Origin of the sequence: Alteromonas sp. V450 (assembly GCF_001885075.1) — a bacterium.
Classification (GTDB): Bacteria; Pseudomonadota; Gammaproteobacteria; order Enterobacterales; family Alteromonadaceae; genus Alteromonas.
Genome location: NZ_MODU01000004.1, coordinates 1,986,501 through 2,001,003, shown reverse-complemented (window position 1 = coordinate 2,001,003; position 14,503 = coordinate 1,986,501). Strand labels below are relative to the sequence as shown.

The 14,503-nt window shown below is 43.7% G+C and carries 13 protein-coding genes; 6 read left to right on the top strand and 7 right to left on the bottom strand.

Annotated elements, in window-relative coordinates:
* Window positions 1-11: 11 nt before the first annotated feature.
* From BK026_RS08750 to BK026_RS08735, 4 genes are all read right to left on the bottom strand, one after another.
* Window positions 12-1,229 (bottom strand): choline transporter, encoded by a 1,218-nt coding sequence (locus tag BK026_RS08750; RefSeq protein WP_071815526.1) that lies wholly within the window; start codon window positions 1,227-1,229, stop codon window positions 12-14.
* 169 nt (window positions 1,230-1,398) lie between these two features.
* Entirely contained in the window at window positions 1,399-3,051 is a 1,653-nt protein-coding gene (gene betA, locus BK026_RS08745; protein ID WP_071815525.1) for a choline dehydrogenase, read from the bottom strand.
* Window positions 3,052-3,069: 18 nt separating this feature from the next.
* Window positions 3,070-4,536 (bottom strand): betaine-aldehyde dehydrogenase, encoded by a 1,467-nt coding sequence (betB, locus tag BK026_RS08740; protein WP_071815524.1) that lies wholly within the window; start codon window positions 4,534-4,536, stop codon window positions 3,070-3,072.
* Window positions 4,537-5,136: 600 nt separating this feature from the next.
* Window positions 5,137-5,991: an META domain-containing protein gene (locus BK026_RS08735; protein WP_071815523.1), complete on the bottom strand. Its 855-nt coding sequence runs from the start codon at window positions 5,989-5,991 to the stop codon at window positions 5,137-5,139.
* A gap of 193 nt (window positions 5,992-6,184) precedes the next feature.
* On the opposite strand from BK026_RS08735, the gene BK026_RS08730 reads away from it, so the two are divergent.
* Window positions 6,185-6,700, top strand: coding sequence for a DUF962 domain-containing protein (locus tag BK026_RS08730; protein ID WP_071815522.1), 516 nt, complete (start codon window positions 6,185-6,187; stop codon window positions 6,698-6,700).
* Window positions 6,701-6,772: 72 nt separating this feature from the next.
* On the opposite strand, the gene BK026_RS08725 is transcribed toward BK026_RS08730, so the two are convergent.
* The 3 genes from BK026_RS08725 to BK026_RS08715 all read right to left on the bottom strand — a co-directional run bounded on the left by BK026_RS08725 (window position 6,773) and on the right by BK026_RS08715 (window position 8,109).
* The gene (locus BK026_RS08725) at window positions 6,773-7,429 is read right to left on the bottom strand and encodes a crotonase/enoyl-CoA hydratase family protein (protein ID WP_071815521.1); all 657 of its coding nucleotides are present in this window, start codon (window positions 7,427-7,429) and stop codon (window positions 6,773-6,775) included.
* Between the two features lie 106 nt (window positions 7,430-7,535).
* Window positions 7,536-7,742, bottom strand: a complete 207-nt coding sequence (locus BK026_RS08720) for a hypothetical protein (RefSeq protein ID WP_071815520.1) — start codon at window positions 7,740-7,742, stop codon at window positions 7,536-7,538.
* A 1-nt stretch (window position 7,743) separates the two neighbouring features.
* A complete protein-coding gene (locus BK026_RS08715) occupies window positions 7,744-8,109 on the bottom strand; it encodes a hypothetical protein (protein ID WP_083575056.1) in 366 nt (121 codons plus the stop codon).
* 180 nt (window positions 8,110-8,289) lie between these two features.
* Between BK026_RS08715 and BK026_RS08710 the strand changes: the two genes are divergently transcribed.
* The 5 genes from BK026_RS08710 (at window position 8,290) to BK026_RS08690 (ending at window position 14,162) form a co-directional block, all read left to right on the top strand.
* The gene (locus BK026_RS08710) at window positions 8,290-10,278 is read left to right on the top strand and encodes an aminotransferase class V-fold PLP-dependent enzyme (protein WP_071815519.1); all 1,989 of its coding nucleotides are present in this window, start codon (window positions 8,290-8,292) and stop codon (window positions 10,276-10,278) included.
* A gap of 92 nt (window positions 10,279-10,370) precedes the next feature.
* Complete coding sequence (locus BK026_RS08705; RefSeq protein WP_071815518.1) at window positions 10,371-11,147, top strand: RNA methyltransferase; 777 nt, start codon at window positions 10,371-10,373, stop codon at window positions 11,145-11,147.
* 37 nt (window positions 11,148-11,184) lie between these two features.
* On the top strand, window positions 11,185-12,195 hold the full coding sequence (gene ylqF, locus BK026_RS08700) for a ribosome biogenesis GTPase YlqF (protein WP_071815517.1): 1,011 nt from the start codon (window positions 11,185-11,187) through the stop codon (window positions 12,193-12,195).
* Window positions 12,196-12,418: 223 nt separating this feature from the next.
* Complete coding sequence (locus BK026_RS08695) at window positions 12,419-13,516, top strand: hypothetical protein (protein WP_071815516.1); 1,098 nt, start codon at window positions 12,419-12,421, stop codon at window positions 13,514-13,516.
* Between the two features lie 109 nt (window positions 13,517-13,625).
* On the top strand, window positions 13,626-14,162 hold the full coding sequence (locus BK026_RS08690; RefSeq protein ID WP_071815515.1) for a WbuC family cupin fold metalloprotein: 537 nt from the start codon (window positions 13,626-13,628) through the stop codon (window positions 14,160-14,162).
* The last annotated feature ends 341 nt before the right edge of the window (window positions 14,163-14,503 follow it).

Sequence of the window (14,503 nt, the reverse complement as noted above, 5' to 3'; positions counted from 1 at the left end):
GCCAGCGATGTTTAGTTTAGGTTTTCAATTTTTGTGAAGTCTATGGTGTTCTCTTTCGGAGACGTTCGAATTTCGGTAACGGATTTAAATTTGTTGCTTAATATGAACGCAAAGCAGCTAAAAAATACACCAATGACGAGAGCGCCTACCCACTGGATCTGCAGGAAATCTAGTTTGAATAAAAGCGTAAGCAGCGAAAGGGCGACAAAATTGAACGCAACATAATTACCCTTGCCAATGCGCTCAACGGTCATATTCAGGTTGTCGGTATAAAGCCTTATAAGTGAATCAAGGGAATTGATGACAAAGACAATTCCTACAAATACCATCGCCATATTTGTAATTCCTTCTGTAGGGATCCCTGCGCTGTGATAATGATACAGTACTGAAAACCATGCCGCGATAGGAATAGATGGAATAACCATCATAGCTAGCATAACTTGGTAAGTCTTTAGGCCACCCACGAAGCGAGACGTAAACTGGCCTATCATGATACTCCAGCTAAACCACCAGAACAGATAGAATTCGTGATATTCATTAAGGGGAAGTACGAAATTATCGAGGTTTGAAAAGTAACCGCCAATAAGGCCGAGGTTAGCAAAATAAGCCGTTATCTCACTTTCACCAAAAACAAATGCCGCGGCCCACATGCCAACAATTAAGGCAATAAAAACCCATGTGGTTGTAAGGCTTAAAATACGCACGTATTTAATACTAGTGCTTGAATATACCGCGAAGGCTATAGCTGCAAATACAATTAGATAAAACGCAGGAACGACTGATTCACCGTCGCCTATTGACGGTAAATACCATGGAAGGTTAGACAGAAGTAAGAACGCTGTGAAAGCACAGGTTCCGATGATGATTACATTATTTACGAATTTAACAACAGGAACTTCGAAGAACTTTACTTTCGGCTCAATTACGCAGAAATAAAAACAAGTAAGAAAGTAGAACCCCCAAATTAAGAAACCCCAAAATCCAAACTCAATGGCGAGTGGATTGGTGAAATCATATTCAGGACTTGCGCTTATATCAGCATAACCAGCAAACTCAGTAAGTGGAAACATGATGAGGCCCACATCCAAACCTGAGGTAAAAAGAATAGCAATAAAGGTAAAGGTTCTCACTGGCGTGACGCCTACCACTTTCATATTACCCCATTTAAATAGAATGTAGGCTACTGAAAGTAGAGTGAAAATAATGCCTGCACTGAGCCATACTGTCATTATTACCCTCCCAATATTGATAATAAAATAAACATGTTTCTTCCTTTTCCGCGGCCGCAGCGCCCACTACGCCAAACGCTAAAGCGAGGTAAAACGATGGCAAACAGTCGCCGTTGCAGGCGCACGTGTTTATTAAAACAAGCGCACCATTTCAAATTAATCCAAATGTCTAGCGTTGCGCTGTTTGCCAGTGAGGATGAATATCTACCGGCACATTGAGTATCGGCAAAGCGGGGTTACCCAGAATGATGTCTGCTGCCTTTTCAGCCACCATAATAGTTGGCGCATTTAGGTTACCGTTCGGAATGGTGGGGAAGATAGACGAGTCCACCACACGCAGTCCCTCAATACCATGCACACTGGTGTTCGAATCGACGACTGCCATGTCGTCTTCACCCATTTTGCATGAACACGACGGATGGTAAGCGCTCTCAACGGCTTCACGTACAAAAGCGTCTATTTCTTCATCCGTCTGAATGTGCTCGCCGGGCTGAATTTCGCCGTCTCTGAAATCGTCGAATGCTGACTGTGCGATGATTTCTCGTGTAAGTCTTACGCAAGCTCTAAACCCTTCGATATCATCTGGATGTTGCAAGTAGTTAAACAAAATTTTAGGCGGAACCGTCGGGTTAGCCGACTGAACGGTTACGCTACCTCTGCTTTTAGGTTTGTTGTGGCCGACGTGCACTTGAAAACCATCGCCATCAAATGCTGACTTACCGTCATAGCGAATTGCTGCAGGTAAGAAGTGATACTGTATATCAGGCCACTCTACATCTGCTTTCGAACGAATAAATGCACAAGATTCGAAGTGATTCGTAGCGCCTAAGCCAGAACGGCTAAGCAACCAGCGAGCGCCTATCAAGCCTTTTGAAACTAGGCCGAGCTTACGGTTAAGCGTAATGGGCTGCTTGCACTTGTACTGGAAATAAAACTCTAAGTGGTCTTGCAGGTTTTGGCCTACACCCGGCAGATGGTGTTTAACTTCAATACCCGCTCTTTCAAGCACGTCTTTATCGCCAATACCAGAAAGCTGCAGGATATGTGGCGAGCCAATAGAGCCGGCACTTAAAATCACTTCATTAGACGTACTGGCGGTTTCAGTTTTACCGTTAACTACATATTCAACGCCTTTTGCGACTTTATCTTCCAGCACGACTTTAGTAACCAGCGCGCCCGTCACTATACTTAAATTCTTACGCGACTTTACCGGGTCAAGATATTCACGGCTTGTTGAACTGCGTACACCGTCTTTCACGGTCATATGCATAGGGCCGAAGCCTTCTTGTTGCTTGCCGTTATAATCGCTAGTGATGTCGTAACCCGCTTGTTCACCGGCTTTAATGAAGGCCGTATAAAGGGGGTTCTTCATTTCGTTACCGTTGTTAACGCCGAGTTCACCATTGCCACCCCGGTAAGCGTCATTGCCTTTGTACCAGGTTTCTGCTTTTTGGAAATAGGGTAGGCAGGCTTGGTAGTTCCAACCTTTTGCGCCGTGTGCTTCCCATTCGTCGAAGTCTTTGGCGTGACCGCGTACATACACCATTCCATTAATGGATGACGAGCCGCCCAACACTTTGCCGCGGGGGCAGTGCATTTCACGGTTGTTTAAATAGGGCTCTTTTTCTGTGTTGAATTGCCACGCATATTTGTCGGTATTCATAGGAATAGACAGCGCCGTTGGCATCTTAATAAAAATGCTTTTATCTGAGCCACCGGTTTCCAGTAGCAACACGTTGTGCTTTGGGTTTTCTGATAAGCGGTTTGCTAGCACACAACCAGCAGAACCTGCTCCAACGATAATGTAATCAAATGTCTGCATATGTACTCCTACTGCGGCTTAAAACGGGCTCTCAATTTGGCTCATACCTACATAAACCGATTTGGTCTGTGTGTAGCTATTAAGCGTTTCAACGCCGTTTTCACGTCCAATGCCAGATTGTTTGTAGCCGCCTACAGGCATTTCAGCCGGAGAGTTACCATATGCATTTATCCAGCAAATACCGGCTTGAAGCTGGTGGATAACGCGGTGCGCGCGCTGGATATCCTTACTAAATACACCCGCTGCTAAGCCTAGCTCAGTGTTATTCGCCCGTGCGATCACTTCGTCTTCATCGTCGAAAACCAACACGCTCATTACTGGCCCGAAGATTTCTTCTTTAACGATAGTCATGTCGTCAGTGCAGTCTGTGAAAATTGTCGGTTCAACAAAATAACCGTTAGGAGCAGAAGCTGGAGAGGCAGCGTGACCACCGGTTAACAGCGTAGCGCCTTCTTCTTTTCCTTTGGCAATATAGCCAAGTACCAGCTCTTGGTGCTTTTTAGAAATAAGTGCGCCTAGGTTTACGTCAGGGTCGAGCGGGTCGCCCATAACAATATTGTTTTCGGTACGGGTTTTAAGCTCGTCAATGAAGGCTTGATACACAGAACGTTGAACGTAAACACGGGTGCAGTTAGTACAGATTTCACCTTGGGTATAGAAATTGCCCAGCATAGCGGCGCTAATAGCTTGGCTAATATCGGCATCTTCGAATACCACAAGCGGTGACTTACCGCCAAGCTCCATCGTAACGTCTTTTAAGTTCGACGCAGCCGCGCTTTGCATTACTTTTTTACCGGTACCCACTTCACCAGTAAACGATACTTTTTCAATGTCAGGGCTGTTAGTAAGCCATTGACCAACTTGTGCTGCGCCTTGAACCACATTAAATACGCCATCAGGTACGCCAGCTTCGGTGAAAATTTCAGCCAGTTTAAGCGCGCCCATTGGGGTTTCTTCTGACGGTTTAAATATAAACGCATTACCTGCAGCAAGGGCTGGGCCTGATTTCCAGCACGCAATTTGAATAGGGTAGTTCCATGCGCCAATACCGGCACAGATACCTAGCGCTTCTTTGCGCGTGTAGAAGAAATCGCCACCCACAGGTTGCTGGGTACCTAGTTGAGTAGGAGCTAGGCCGGCATAGTACTCAATGACATCAGCGCCAGTTTCAATATCAACACAGTCGGCTTCTTGAATAGGCTTACCGGTATCGAGTACTTCAAGCTTAGCGAGTTCGTCATTACGCTCACGAAGCAATGCAACCGCCTTATTAAGAATGCGGGTTCTTTCAATGGGCATCATTGCTGACCACACTGAAAACCCTTCTTTAGCGCTTTTGATTGCTTCTTGTTGAATAAACTCATCAGCCACTTCTACGTGGTAAATTACCTCACCGGTCGCGGGGTTGGTTACAGCAAAGGTTTCTTTGCTTTTGTTTGCCATCGGCTTGCCGTGAATAAAATTCTGATAAGTCGGTAATGACATGCATAAACTCCTGCTCTAAAAAAACGCTCGCTTATAAGCGAAAATTTCGAATTAATAATAACTATATAGCCTAATACGCGACCTGAGTTTCAAAACGATGAATTGTATTGAAACTAATTCGGTTTTCGCGCGTGGCGCGAACTTTTAAAAACGTATTCGCATGAATGAAATACAGCTTATTTCGTTCGGTTGTGTATTGAGCGTGCGTTTGGTTTTTGCTAATCACCGCCGTAACGTTAAGGTGTATTTATATTGATTGACCGTTCAATAAAAATAAATTGTATAGTGTTCTAACTATTTTTTCAACGGCGGCTTGGCGTTTAAGAGCGGCGCATAATGTAAAAATAACACCACTTTTTGACGTAAGTGTTTGCTTTGTTTTAGGAATTTTGAATCCTGTTTAGGTGTTTAGTGAAGGTGTTTCATCTACTTAATTTTTCGAGTTTAGCGTCAATTTCATATGAAAAATGTTTAATTGAAATTAAATCTCATGAAGAGCACTTAAAAATACGTTGGAGTGAAAAAACTAACGACGCAGCTAAGCGCTTTGTGAAGAGAGCATTCTCGTTATTTGAGAACAAAAACGTAAAGTTACAGCGTTTATTTTGCAGTGCTTATATTACAATGATAAAAACCTGAATTTATGGAAAGGGTAGCCACGTCTCCCTTATCCCAGAACACCACACCTTTGTTATTAGTGAATTTTGCACCTGAGGCTGAATGCGTTAACCGCACTATGTGATGCGTGTTATTAAGTGACAAGGTCAGTAAATTCGAGCTTACATTGATTACCTGTAAATCAGTTGTGTTGGCGCTAGGTGTTTCGCAACTGTACGTGGTTGTGTTCTTCTGCTCATTCGCGTAGCCCACTTCCTGTTTTTCAAAGATTCGAGTCTCCACTTTGTTTGCCTTTTCACCGCTTTCGGGTGTGCTTAGACCCGCGCGTGAGCTTGATGGGATTGTTAGAACGGCTCTCAATACTTCGTTTTCTTCGCTGTCATACAGTACCAACCATGTGTCGTCTATTACCGCAAAAGAAAGGGTCGCATTTAATGCGTCAACGAAGCTCTGTTCTTGCTTCATAAGCGCAGGTGCGCACATTTTTTTAGTGAGTGAAACTTTTTCGACTGACACAGATTGTACATCGCGATATTCACTAAGTGTTTTATTCGCCTCTTTTATTTTGAGTGCGCCTGTATAATGATTACAGCCAGTACTGCCGCTAACTGTGGTGGTATTATCATCTGAATTGAAGTCAAATGTGACGTGACTAAAATCAATAATGCCCGCCTGATTGAGGCTTTCGACCTGCCATCGACTATTCGACAGTGTTTGAACTTCTCTTGTTAAAACATGTTGATTATTACTAGAGGGCAGTGAAGAGCCAGAACTGCAAGCTGTCAAAGAAAGCAGTACCAAGCCTGCCATAGCCCAAGAGTATTTTTTATCAGTCATGAAAAAGCGCTTATTATTTATCAATAATCCTAGGAGTCGCTTTTCGCAGCTAAGTTCAACCCTACTGAGTGGGCAATTATCCAAGCGAACCGAATTGAAAACCCATACCAAAGACTTTGTCGTCCAAACGACAGTTTATAAGACGGTGAAGAGAGTACACTGACTATTAGTCAAGTCTTGCGGTAAATGTAGTATGAAAAATTTAGAACAACACTTAAGTGAGTACGCAAAATATCATCGAGATCAGAAGAATATTTACACCCATTATATCGGTATTCCACTTATCGTTTTTTCGGTGTTTTGTTTAACCAGCAAGCCTGCGTTCTATATTAGCACACCTGTATTTGGGTCTTTGCCTGTAAGCGCTGCAATGTTCGTTTGGATTGTAGGTAATGCATTTTATATCAAATTAGACGTGAAATTAGGCGTTGTGATGACGCTTGTTACAGGAGCAATGGTGTATCTTGCACATCCTATTGCACAACTTAGCACGGGCGAATGGTTAGCAGTTTCGCTAGGTATTTTCATTGGTGGATGGGTGTTGCAATTTATCGGTCATCATTTTGAGGGCAAAAAGCCCGCCTTCGTCGACGATATAATGGGATTAGCCATAGGGCCGTTATTTGTGTTAGCTGAATTGAGTTTTGAGTTAGGTTTGAGGAAAGCGCTAAAAGAAGACATTGAACGTCGCGCTGGCCCCATTAAATAGTTCTGCCTTTAAAACGCGCGTTGAACTGTAGGCATACGTTAACGCGCGCTTTTACTCATAAACCGATAGACGTTACGCCTTCATTTTGGCAAGCGTTTCTTTACGTAACTGGATTTTAGATTCAGCAAAAGACTGTTTAGGCAGCATTTTGAGCTTTTCGGCATAGCCCATGGCTGTAGCTAATACCTGCTCTTGAGGCACAGCGGCATCTAAGAAGCCTGCTTTTACGGCTTCTTGACCTTGATAGATACGAGAGAAAAGCAGGGCTTCGGTTTGGCTTGTGTTGGAAAGCCTGGCTTTGGCTAATTCCATGCCGAAGGGCGGTAAAACCATACCGATAGCCGTTTCGTTAAGGCCATATTTTGTGTCTGCGTCTTTACCAATACGCAAGTCACCCGCCATCAACATGATAGCACCCATTGCAATACTATGCCCTTCTGCAGCAACCACAACCGGTAGCGGGTAGCTATAAAGACGAACGATCAAGTCAGCGCCTTTCGACACCAACTCGTGCTGTTTAGCTTTGTCGTCGGCTTTCATTACGGATAGATCAAAGCCTCCGCAAAATTTTCCATCACCGCCGTGCAATACAACTGCTTTTGCGTTTTTTTCTGCTTCATCTAGGGCGTCGTTGAATTGTTGTATAAGTTCAAAGCCCACGGCGTTAACTTTTCCGTCGTCAAAAGTGATTACCGCAATATCGTTGTTAATAGCTAAATTGAACGCCATGGTATGTCCTGTAACTTTCTGGGTAGCAATAAATATACGTCGCACTACGTCATGTGCAACTCTTTAGCAGTGATTGTAGGTAATTGATATTTTTTATGATAGTGCTTTATGCATCATCTTCAGGATATGCACCATGAATATCAGTGATAATTTTGGGAAGCTCTGAAATGAGCTTTTTCTTATATCGTCGCTGTCGACGACGAGCTTTTGCATTATTTGATCGCCACTGCTCCCGCTTGTCTTTTACTAGCCGTTCTAAATCTTGGCCCTCTTCAATCAATATCGCATCGTTAAGCGATGTACGTTTTGTCATTTTACCACTCCAGCTTTAACTGTTTACGTCGCCATTGCTTAGAACGTTCGTTTAGTGTTTTAAGTGAAACATGTTCATTCGCAATCTGTTTGGCAAGGTTCAGGGCAGCACTGGCCTGCTCTTTGGTGAGGTTTTTATAGGCCGGAGACGGGATGATTTCATACCATGCCCGTTCACATATATTGTCTAAAATCACCCGCATAAAGCAGTGGTCATGGCTAATTGGCCAAGTGTTTTTCTTCGCTGCAGCAATAGAAGGGAGCACGGATTTAGCGTAGTGTAAGAATTGTTGAACGTCCTTCGAATGTTCCACTGATGTTGAATTCGAAGAATTTGGTGATTGATTATGAAGGGAAGAGGCATTCACGTTTCGATTTTCCCACCGTCTTATAACGTTTCGACACTTTTATTACAGGTGCTGTTATTGCAACAGTTACCTTTGAAATAAAGTGTACACGACACCAGTGAAATTCAGCGTTACACTATTTTTAGTTTTTTGACTTTATAGCTCGAGCTACGTGCTCATTATTAATTACATGGTTGGTTAATGCGCCCACATTTAAAAATTCTCGTTATAGAAGATGCTGTTGATTTACTTGAACAAATTACTTCTAGTATTGGTAACACCATCAGTTATTTTGATCGAAGTGATGTTGAAATTAGCCTGCTTGAAGCGAATTCTGTTGCTAAGGCACTGCAATTTGTGCGCGAAGACGGTGACATTCAGGCTGTCGTATTCAGCTGGGACGTGGTAGCTAAGGTAAAAGAACTTACAGAGATCTTACCTTTACATAGCAGTGCGGCAGGCAATGATAAAGCAATAATCAATGTGCCCTCGGCGCATAACGACGTTATCGAGAATAATGCCAGCGTTATCGACGCGATTAAGCGTATTCGTCCGGAGCTTCCTGTTTATGTTCTAGGCGATGCCGTAAAAGGGTTAGACATTGTAAATCAGGCGAACGGCATAGAGTCGTTTTTCTATCGCAACGATATCATTTCAGACCCAGAATCGATCCTCGGCTATATCATCAATGACTTCGATGATAGAAATGAAACACCGTTTTGGACTGAATACAAAGACTACGTCGTCGAATCTAATGACTCTTGGCACACACCGGGCCATAGTGGTGGCGCAAGTTTCAGAAATTCCCCATACATCAGCGACTTTTACCGCTTCTTTGGCCGCAATGTGTTCGTTAGCGATTTGTCTGTAAGTGTAGACTCGCTTGGCTCATTATCAGATGGCACGCACGCAATTGGAAAAGCGCAAGCAGCCGTTGCAAATACCTTCGAGGTGCGCCATTCCTATTTCGTTACAAACGGGTCATCTACATCAAACAAAATTATTTTGCAGACGCTGTTGCGTGAGGGCGACAAAGTTATTGCCGACAGAAACTGCCACAAGTCAGTGCACTACGGCATTATCCAGGCGCGAGCCATGCCAGTGTATTTAGACAGCGTATTTAATCCAGAGTACGGTATTTTTTCGCCGCCCAGAATGACTCAGATTACGCAACTTATTGAAGAAAACACTGATGCCAAGCTTATTGTGCTGACAGGGTGTACTTATGACGGGTTACTGACCGACCTTAAGCAGGTTGTAAAGCTAGCTCATGAACACGGTATAAAAGTGTTTATCGACGAAGCCTGGTTTGCGTACTCGCTATTTCACCCGGCATTACGCGACTACTCGGCTATTGCAGCAGGGGCAGACTATATCACTCACTCTGCACACAAGGTGGTGTCGGCGTTCTCGCAAGCCTCGTTCATCCACGTAAACGATCCAGACTTCGATAAAGACTTTTTTAAAGAAGTATTCGCAATACACACCAGTACGTCACCTAAGTATCAATTAATTGCATCGCTCGACGTTTGCCGTCAACAGCTTGAAATGGAAGGCTATAAAATCTTAAATGAGCTACTCAGTAACGTAGGTGAGCTCAAATCGCAAATGGCAAAGTTCAAACGGCTGAAAATACTCTCGCCCAGCGACTTTGCAAAAATGTTCTCGCATTTTGAAAGTGACAATATTGGGCACGACCCGCTAAAAATCTTAATTGACGTTTCGGCGCTAGATTATTCAAATCAAGAAATACATCGTTTCTTGATGGACGAAGTTGGCTTAGAAATCGAGAAGTTTACCCATAGCACTATTTTAGTATTGCTTACGCTAGGCGGAATGCGCTCTAAAATTGTAAGGCTATATAACGCATTGAAACGTCTGGATGATGGCGCCGTTAATTTAAGCAAGCGCAAAAGCAAAAGCGCTTTACCGGCAGACATTCCGCCAATTCAGCTGGACGAACTGCCGTCAAAAGCGTTTTTCAGCCCTAGAGAAGCTATTCCGTGGCAAAACAGCGTTGGACGCACTGCAGCTGGCTTAATTACACCGTATCCGCCTGGTATTCCGCTTATTGTTCCTGGACAGAAAGTGGAGCAGGCACATACTGATTACCTTCAGGCGCTGGCAAGTCAGAAACTTACCGTACAAGGTATTTACGACGGTGAAATTTATGTTGTTGCTGAAGAATAATAAAATTGCGTTTCAGGCAAGGTAAATTGTGACCTTGCCTTTTCCTGAACTTACCTTACACTTGCGCCGAAAATAACGAAAGGGCCGTGAGAATGAAATTAAGTGATGTGAAAAAGCTTCATCAAAAGAAGTACAGATCCCAATTCGGTTTCTATTTGGTGGAAGGAGAGCACTTAGTTTTAGAGCTGCTAAAAGTTGCGCACAACGCCTATAAAAGTGGTGACGTCCCCACGCTTTATATCACGGCAGATTATGAGTCATGGGTAAACAAACATGTTTTAACAGCTAACGTTCAGATGAACGTTGAGACCGTGTCTTCTCAGCAAATGCAGCAGCTAAGCGATACAAAATCTCCACAGGGGATTATAGCGCGTGTCCCGCTTCTTGATGCTGCTTCACATCATGCACTGCCACAAACATTCGCGAATGAACCTGCTACGCAGAAGTACATTTATTTACATGAAGTACAAGATCCAGGGAATTTGGGCACGATACTTAGAACGCTTGCATGGTTTGGTAATTTCACGCTTTTGTTAAGCCCAAACAGCGTAGACCCATATAATTCAAAGGTAGTGCGCGCTAGCATGGGCGCTATTTTCCATGTAAACATGGAATTGAATGTCGCGCTCGAAAGCTTGAGCGAACGGTTTGAACGATTTGCTTTCTTGGATATGGATGGAGAGAGGATTACCTCGGACACTTTCAGCGATTACCATTGTTATTTATTTGGCAACGAAGCGCGTGGAGTGCCAGCACAAGCGCTGTCGCAGTTAAACGCAACGGCTTACACCATTGCCGGAAGCGGTAAGATTGACTCGTTGAATTTAGCCAGCGCCGTAAATATTTGCGCTTATGAATTAACGCGTTAAATACAGCGCTTCAACTCGATTACGATAGGAAATAGCCATGGCATTACAATGGTTCCCAGGGCACATGCACAAAGCCCTAAAAGAAATAAAAGAGTCACTTAATCAAGTAGACATTCTTATTGAGGTGCTAGACGCACGTATTCCGTATTCCAGTGAAAACCCTGAAATAGCAAAGATACGCGGCGATAAGCCCTGTATCAAAATTCTAAATAAGTATGATTTGGCTGATCCAGAGATTACCGCTCGCTGGCAGGAAAGCTTAGAAAAAGAACGCGGTGTAAAAACAATCACAACATCTAGCGATAACCCCGGTAACAGCAAGCAAATTATGCAGCTTGTTAAAAGTATTTGTTCCTATAAGGAAGGCCAGCCTAAAGCAGTTAAAGCGATGATCACGGGTATACCTAACGTTGGCAAATCAACGCTGATAAATATATTGGCTGAACGAATCATTGCTAAAACAGGTAACGAGCCCGCCGTGACGAAAAGTCAGCAGCGCATTAACTTAGGCAGCGGAATTATCTTGTTTGATACACCTGGGGTACTGTGGCCAAAGCTTGAAAACCCGCATTCAATCTATCGACTGGCTTCATCTGGCGCCGTGAAAAATACTGCTATGGAATATGACGATGTTGGCTTTTTTGCCGCAGACTATCTCATAAAAGCGTACCCAGAGGTGATGAAAGAGCGCTATAAGTTAGACGAGCTACCAAGTACTGAAATAGAATTTTTGGAAGCAGCAGCCAAAACGCGCGGCGCTATTCAGGCGGGCGGGCGCGTAAATCTGCACAAAATATGTGAAATTCTGCTTAAAGAACTTCAGTCTGGCAAGTTAGGCCGTATTACGCTAGAAACACCTGAAATGCTGGAAATAGAAAAAGCTGAGATGGCGCTAGCAGCGGTCAAAAAGGCTGAAGCTAAAGCCAAACGTAAAGCAAAATTCAAAACGGGTTCCTTAACGCCAGATAAGAAAGATCGCAAAGAAAAACGTGAAGAGAAGCGTCAAGAACAAAGCCGCAGAATGCGTAGTAACAAACATAAAAAATAAAATGTAAAAAACTGCATCCAAGTATCCATTTTATTCGTTTCAGTTAACATGATGTTTACATTTTTGATGTAAACATCAGAGATGAGACGGCATGTTCTCACAACAAAAATAGGATGCCACAATGCACAAACGTCCATTTATTCTACCTGCACTCACGTTACTTACCTAAAGCATCACATCCCATTTTGCGTTAGCCGAACGCAATAAAGGAAAAGTACCTATAGTGACGCCTCAACGCGCCGATATCGAATCGTGTAAAACAAAAGGCATATTCACCAATCCTTTTGAGGAGCCATTGGTTTCTGGAGAATTTCCCGACCAAAACAATACCAACATTACTAACCCCCTCAATAATTATCCAGATAACGGCAAATGTGAAGAAAACGAGGATGGCGTATTAAAATACAAACCGGCTGCAAGAAGCTTAGCATTACTGAATGACGGACGAATTCTCTATTTCAATGCGCTGGAAGGCACACAAAATGTTGAATACAACGCGCTATTGGAAATTGGCTCTGCAATAATTAACGACCAAACTCGCGTATTAACAATGAAAAACAACAACGCGAGTTGGATTGCACCGTCTCCAGTCGATGCTGGTGCTAATCCAGATGGCAACGATTCAGAAACACTCATTGGTGATGACAATGAGGCGTTTCTAAAAATTACCAACACTGGTGTTTTCGCAAACTGGGATCACCCAATGTGGTTTGAGGTTCAAAATGCCGGGCCTCGTCCTTTACCCGATTGGGTTCAGGAGGGGGTTCTTGAAGATAAGTGGACGCAAGTGAGTAAAAACAATTTCTATGGTTGGTATGATCACCGACTTGAAAAAGAAGACGACCACAGCAGCCGCTGGGACATTGCTATAATAGTTGATGGAACGCGCAGTGCACTATCGGGTTACTTTAAATCGCTCGCGCCGCCTACCAAGCGAACTCTTGTCACGCTTGACCAAAACCAAGCAGCAATAAAAGATCTCAAAGCAATGGTGATACCAGGCGCACAAAGCGCGATACGGGTAAGCTACTCCGACGATCACCATATGGTTGTGTTAGACGCTTCAGATACTCCGATGCTGCGGTTTAGTCCACATGGAGTAGAAGCGAATACGCGGTCTGTTGGCTGGAAACAATTAGGAAGAGAGCCAGTTCAATCAACTGAAAAGTGGGTGAAGTTGTCACCTCAGGCGGCGTATACATGGCCTGGCAGAAGGCTTGAATCTGCTGGAGCAGACAGCTGGAAAATTCCTGTTTTTTGTCATAAAAAAAATGAGGTACAGCACATACAGGGAGGCTGGAAAGAGGTTGCACGCCTTTAAAGTTGAACCCTTATTGGTAAAAACGTAATCTAGAGGTTGAGCGGTGTTGACGTGATGCTACACCGCTCATGTTTATTGATTTCGTCGACAGTAAGGTAGGCAGGTTCCTTTGAATACACTCAAACGTTTTGATAGACCGCTTTTTGATGCTTTAAAGAAGCGGGCTGAACAAAACCCTCGTAGTAGAGCAAATCACAACATTCACAGCAGCTATCGAGATCAGGTTCAAAGACTATTTATTGCAATGATGCCTGATTCTTACGTTCGACCTCACCGCCACCAACAATCACATAAGTGGGAATTCTTCATGGTGCTTGAAGGCGAGTTAGAGCTACTATTTTTCGATGAACATGGTGTGCTGACCGAGCGACTAAATCTTGAAGCCGGTGGTGAAAACAGCGGTGTGGAAATTCCAACGAATGTCTGGCATGCCACGATTTGCAGAAACCCCGTCGTTTTTATGGAGGTCAAACAGGGCCCTTATGACGAGTCAGAAGATAAGGGGTTTGCCAGCTGGGCGCCTGAAGAGGGAGCGTCATGTGTGCCAGATTTCTTGTCTTCGCTAAAAAATGCGCCGGTGGGTAAATCTTTCGCTAGTGAGCACGATGTGTCACAACCATGCAAAGACATAAATAATTTATATTAACCATGTCCCGGCCATGTTTTATGCTTTCCAGTTTGGAAAGTGGTTGCTATTGCTAATCCTCATGTTATGGTTAACCCTAATGAAAGAGATTCATGCACCAAAGCCCCTATGGTTAGTGCAAGAGTCAATACACAAATAACGCGCTAATCCGCTAGAAGAGAATTATTATGCAAAACGTTTCAACTGGTTATTTTTACAATTTTAATTACTGATTGCACCTGACCATCGGTGTTCAGGGGCAAATATTGGCTTCTGGGCATCGCAAGTAGAACGTTTTGCAAAAGCCCAGAAGGTTTCCACCATCTGGGCTTTTTTATTGCCCGTTATTTTCGGTAAAAAAC

Coding starts and splice junctions, on each gene's coding strand:
- BK026_RS08750 (WP_071815526.1), bottom strand. CDS start 1,229: ATGACAGTATGGCTCAGTGCAGGCATTATTTTCACTCTACTTTCAGTA.
- betA (WP_071815525.1), bottom strand. CDS start 3,051: ATGCAGACATTTGATTACATTATCGTTGGAGCAGGTTCTGCTGGTTGT.
- betB (WP_071815524.1), bottom strand. CDS start 4,536: ATGTCATTACCGACTTATCAGAATTTTATTCACGGCAAGCCGATGGCA.
- BK026_RS08735 (WP_071815523.1), bottom strand. CDS start 5,991: ATGACTGATAAAAAATACTCTTGGGCTATGGCAGGCTTGGTACTGCTT.
- BK026_RS08730 (WP_071815522.1), top strand. CDS start 6,185: ATGAAAAATTTAGAACAACACTTAAGTGAGTACGCAAAATATCATCGA.
- BK026_RS08725 (WP_071815521.1), bottom strand. CDS start 7,429: ATGGCGTTCAATTTAGCTATTAACAACGATATTGCGGTAATCACTTTT.
- BK026_RS08720 (WP_071815520.1), bottom strand. CDS start 7,742: ATGACAAAACGTACATCGCTTAACGATGCGATATTGATTGAAGAGGGC.
- BK026_RS08710 (WP_071815519.1), top strand. CDS start 8,290: ATGCGCCCACATTTAAAAATTCTCGTTATAGAAGATGCTGTTGATTTA.
- BK026_RS08705 (WP_071815518.1), top strand. CDS start 10,371: ATGAAATTAAGTGATGTGAAAAAGCTTCATCAAAAGAAGTACAGATCC.
- ylqF (WP_071815517.1), top strand. CDS start 11,185: ATGGCATTACAATGGTTCCCAGGGCACATGCACAAAGCCCTAAAAGAA.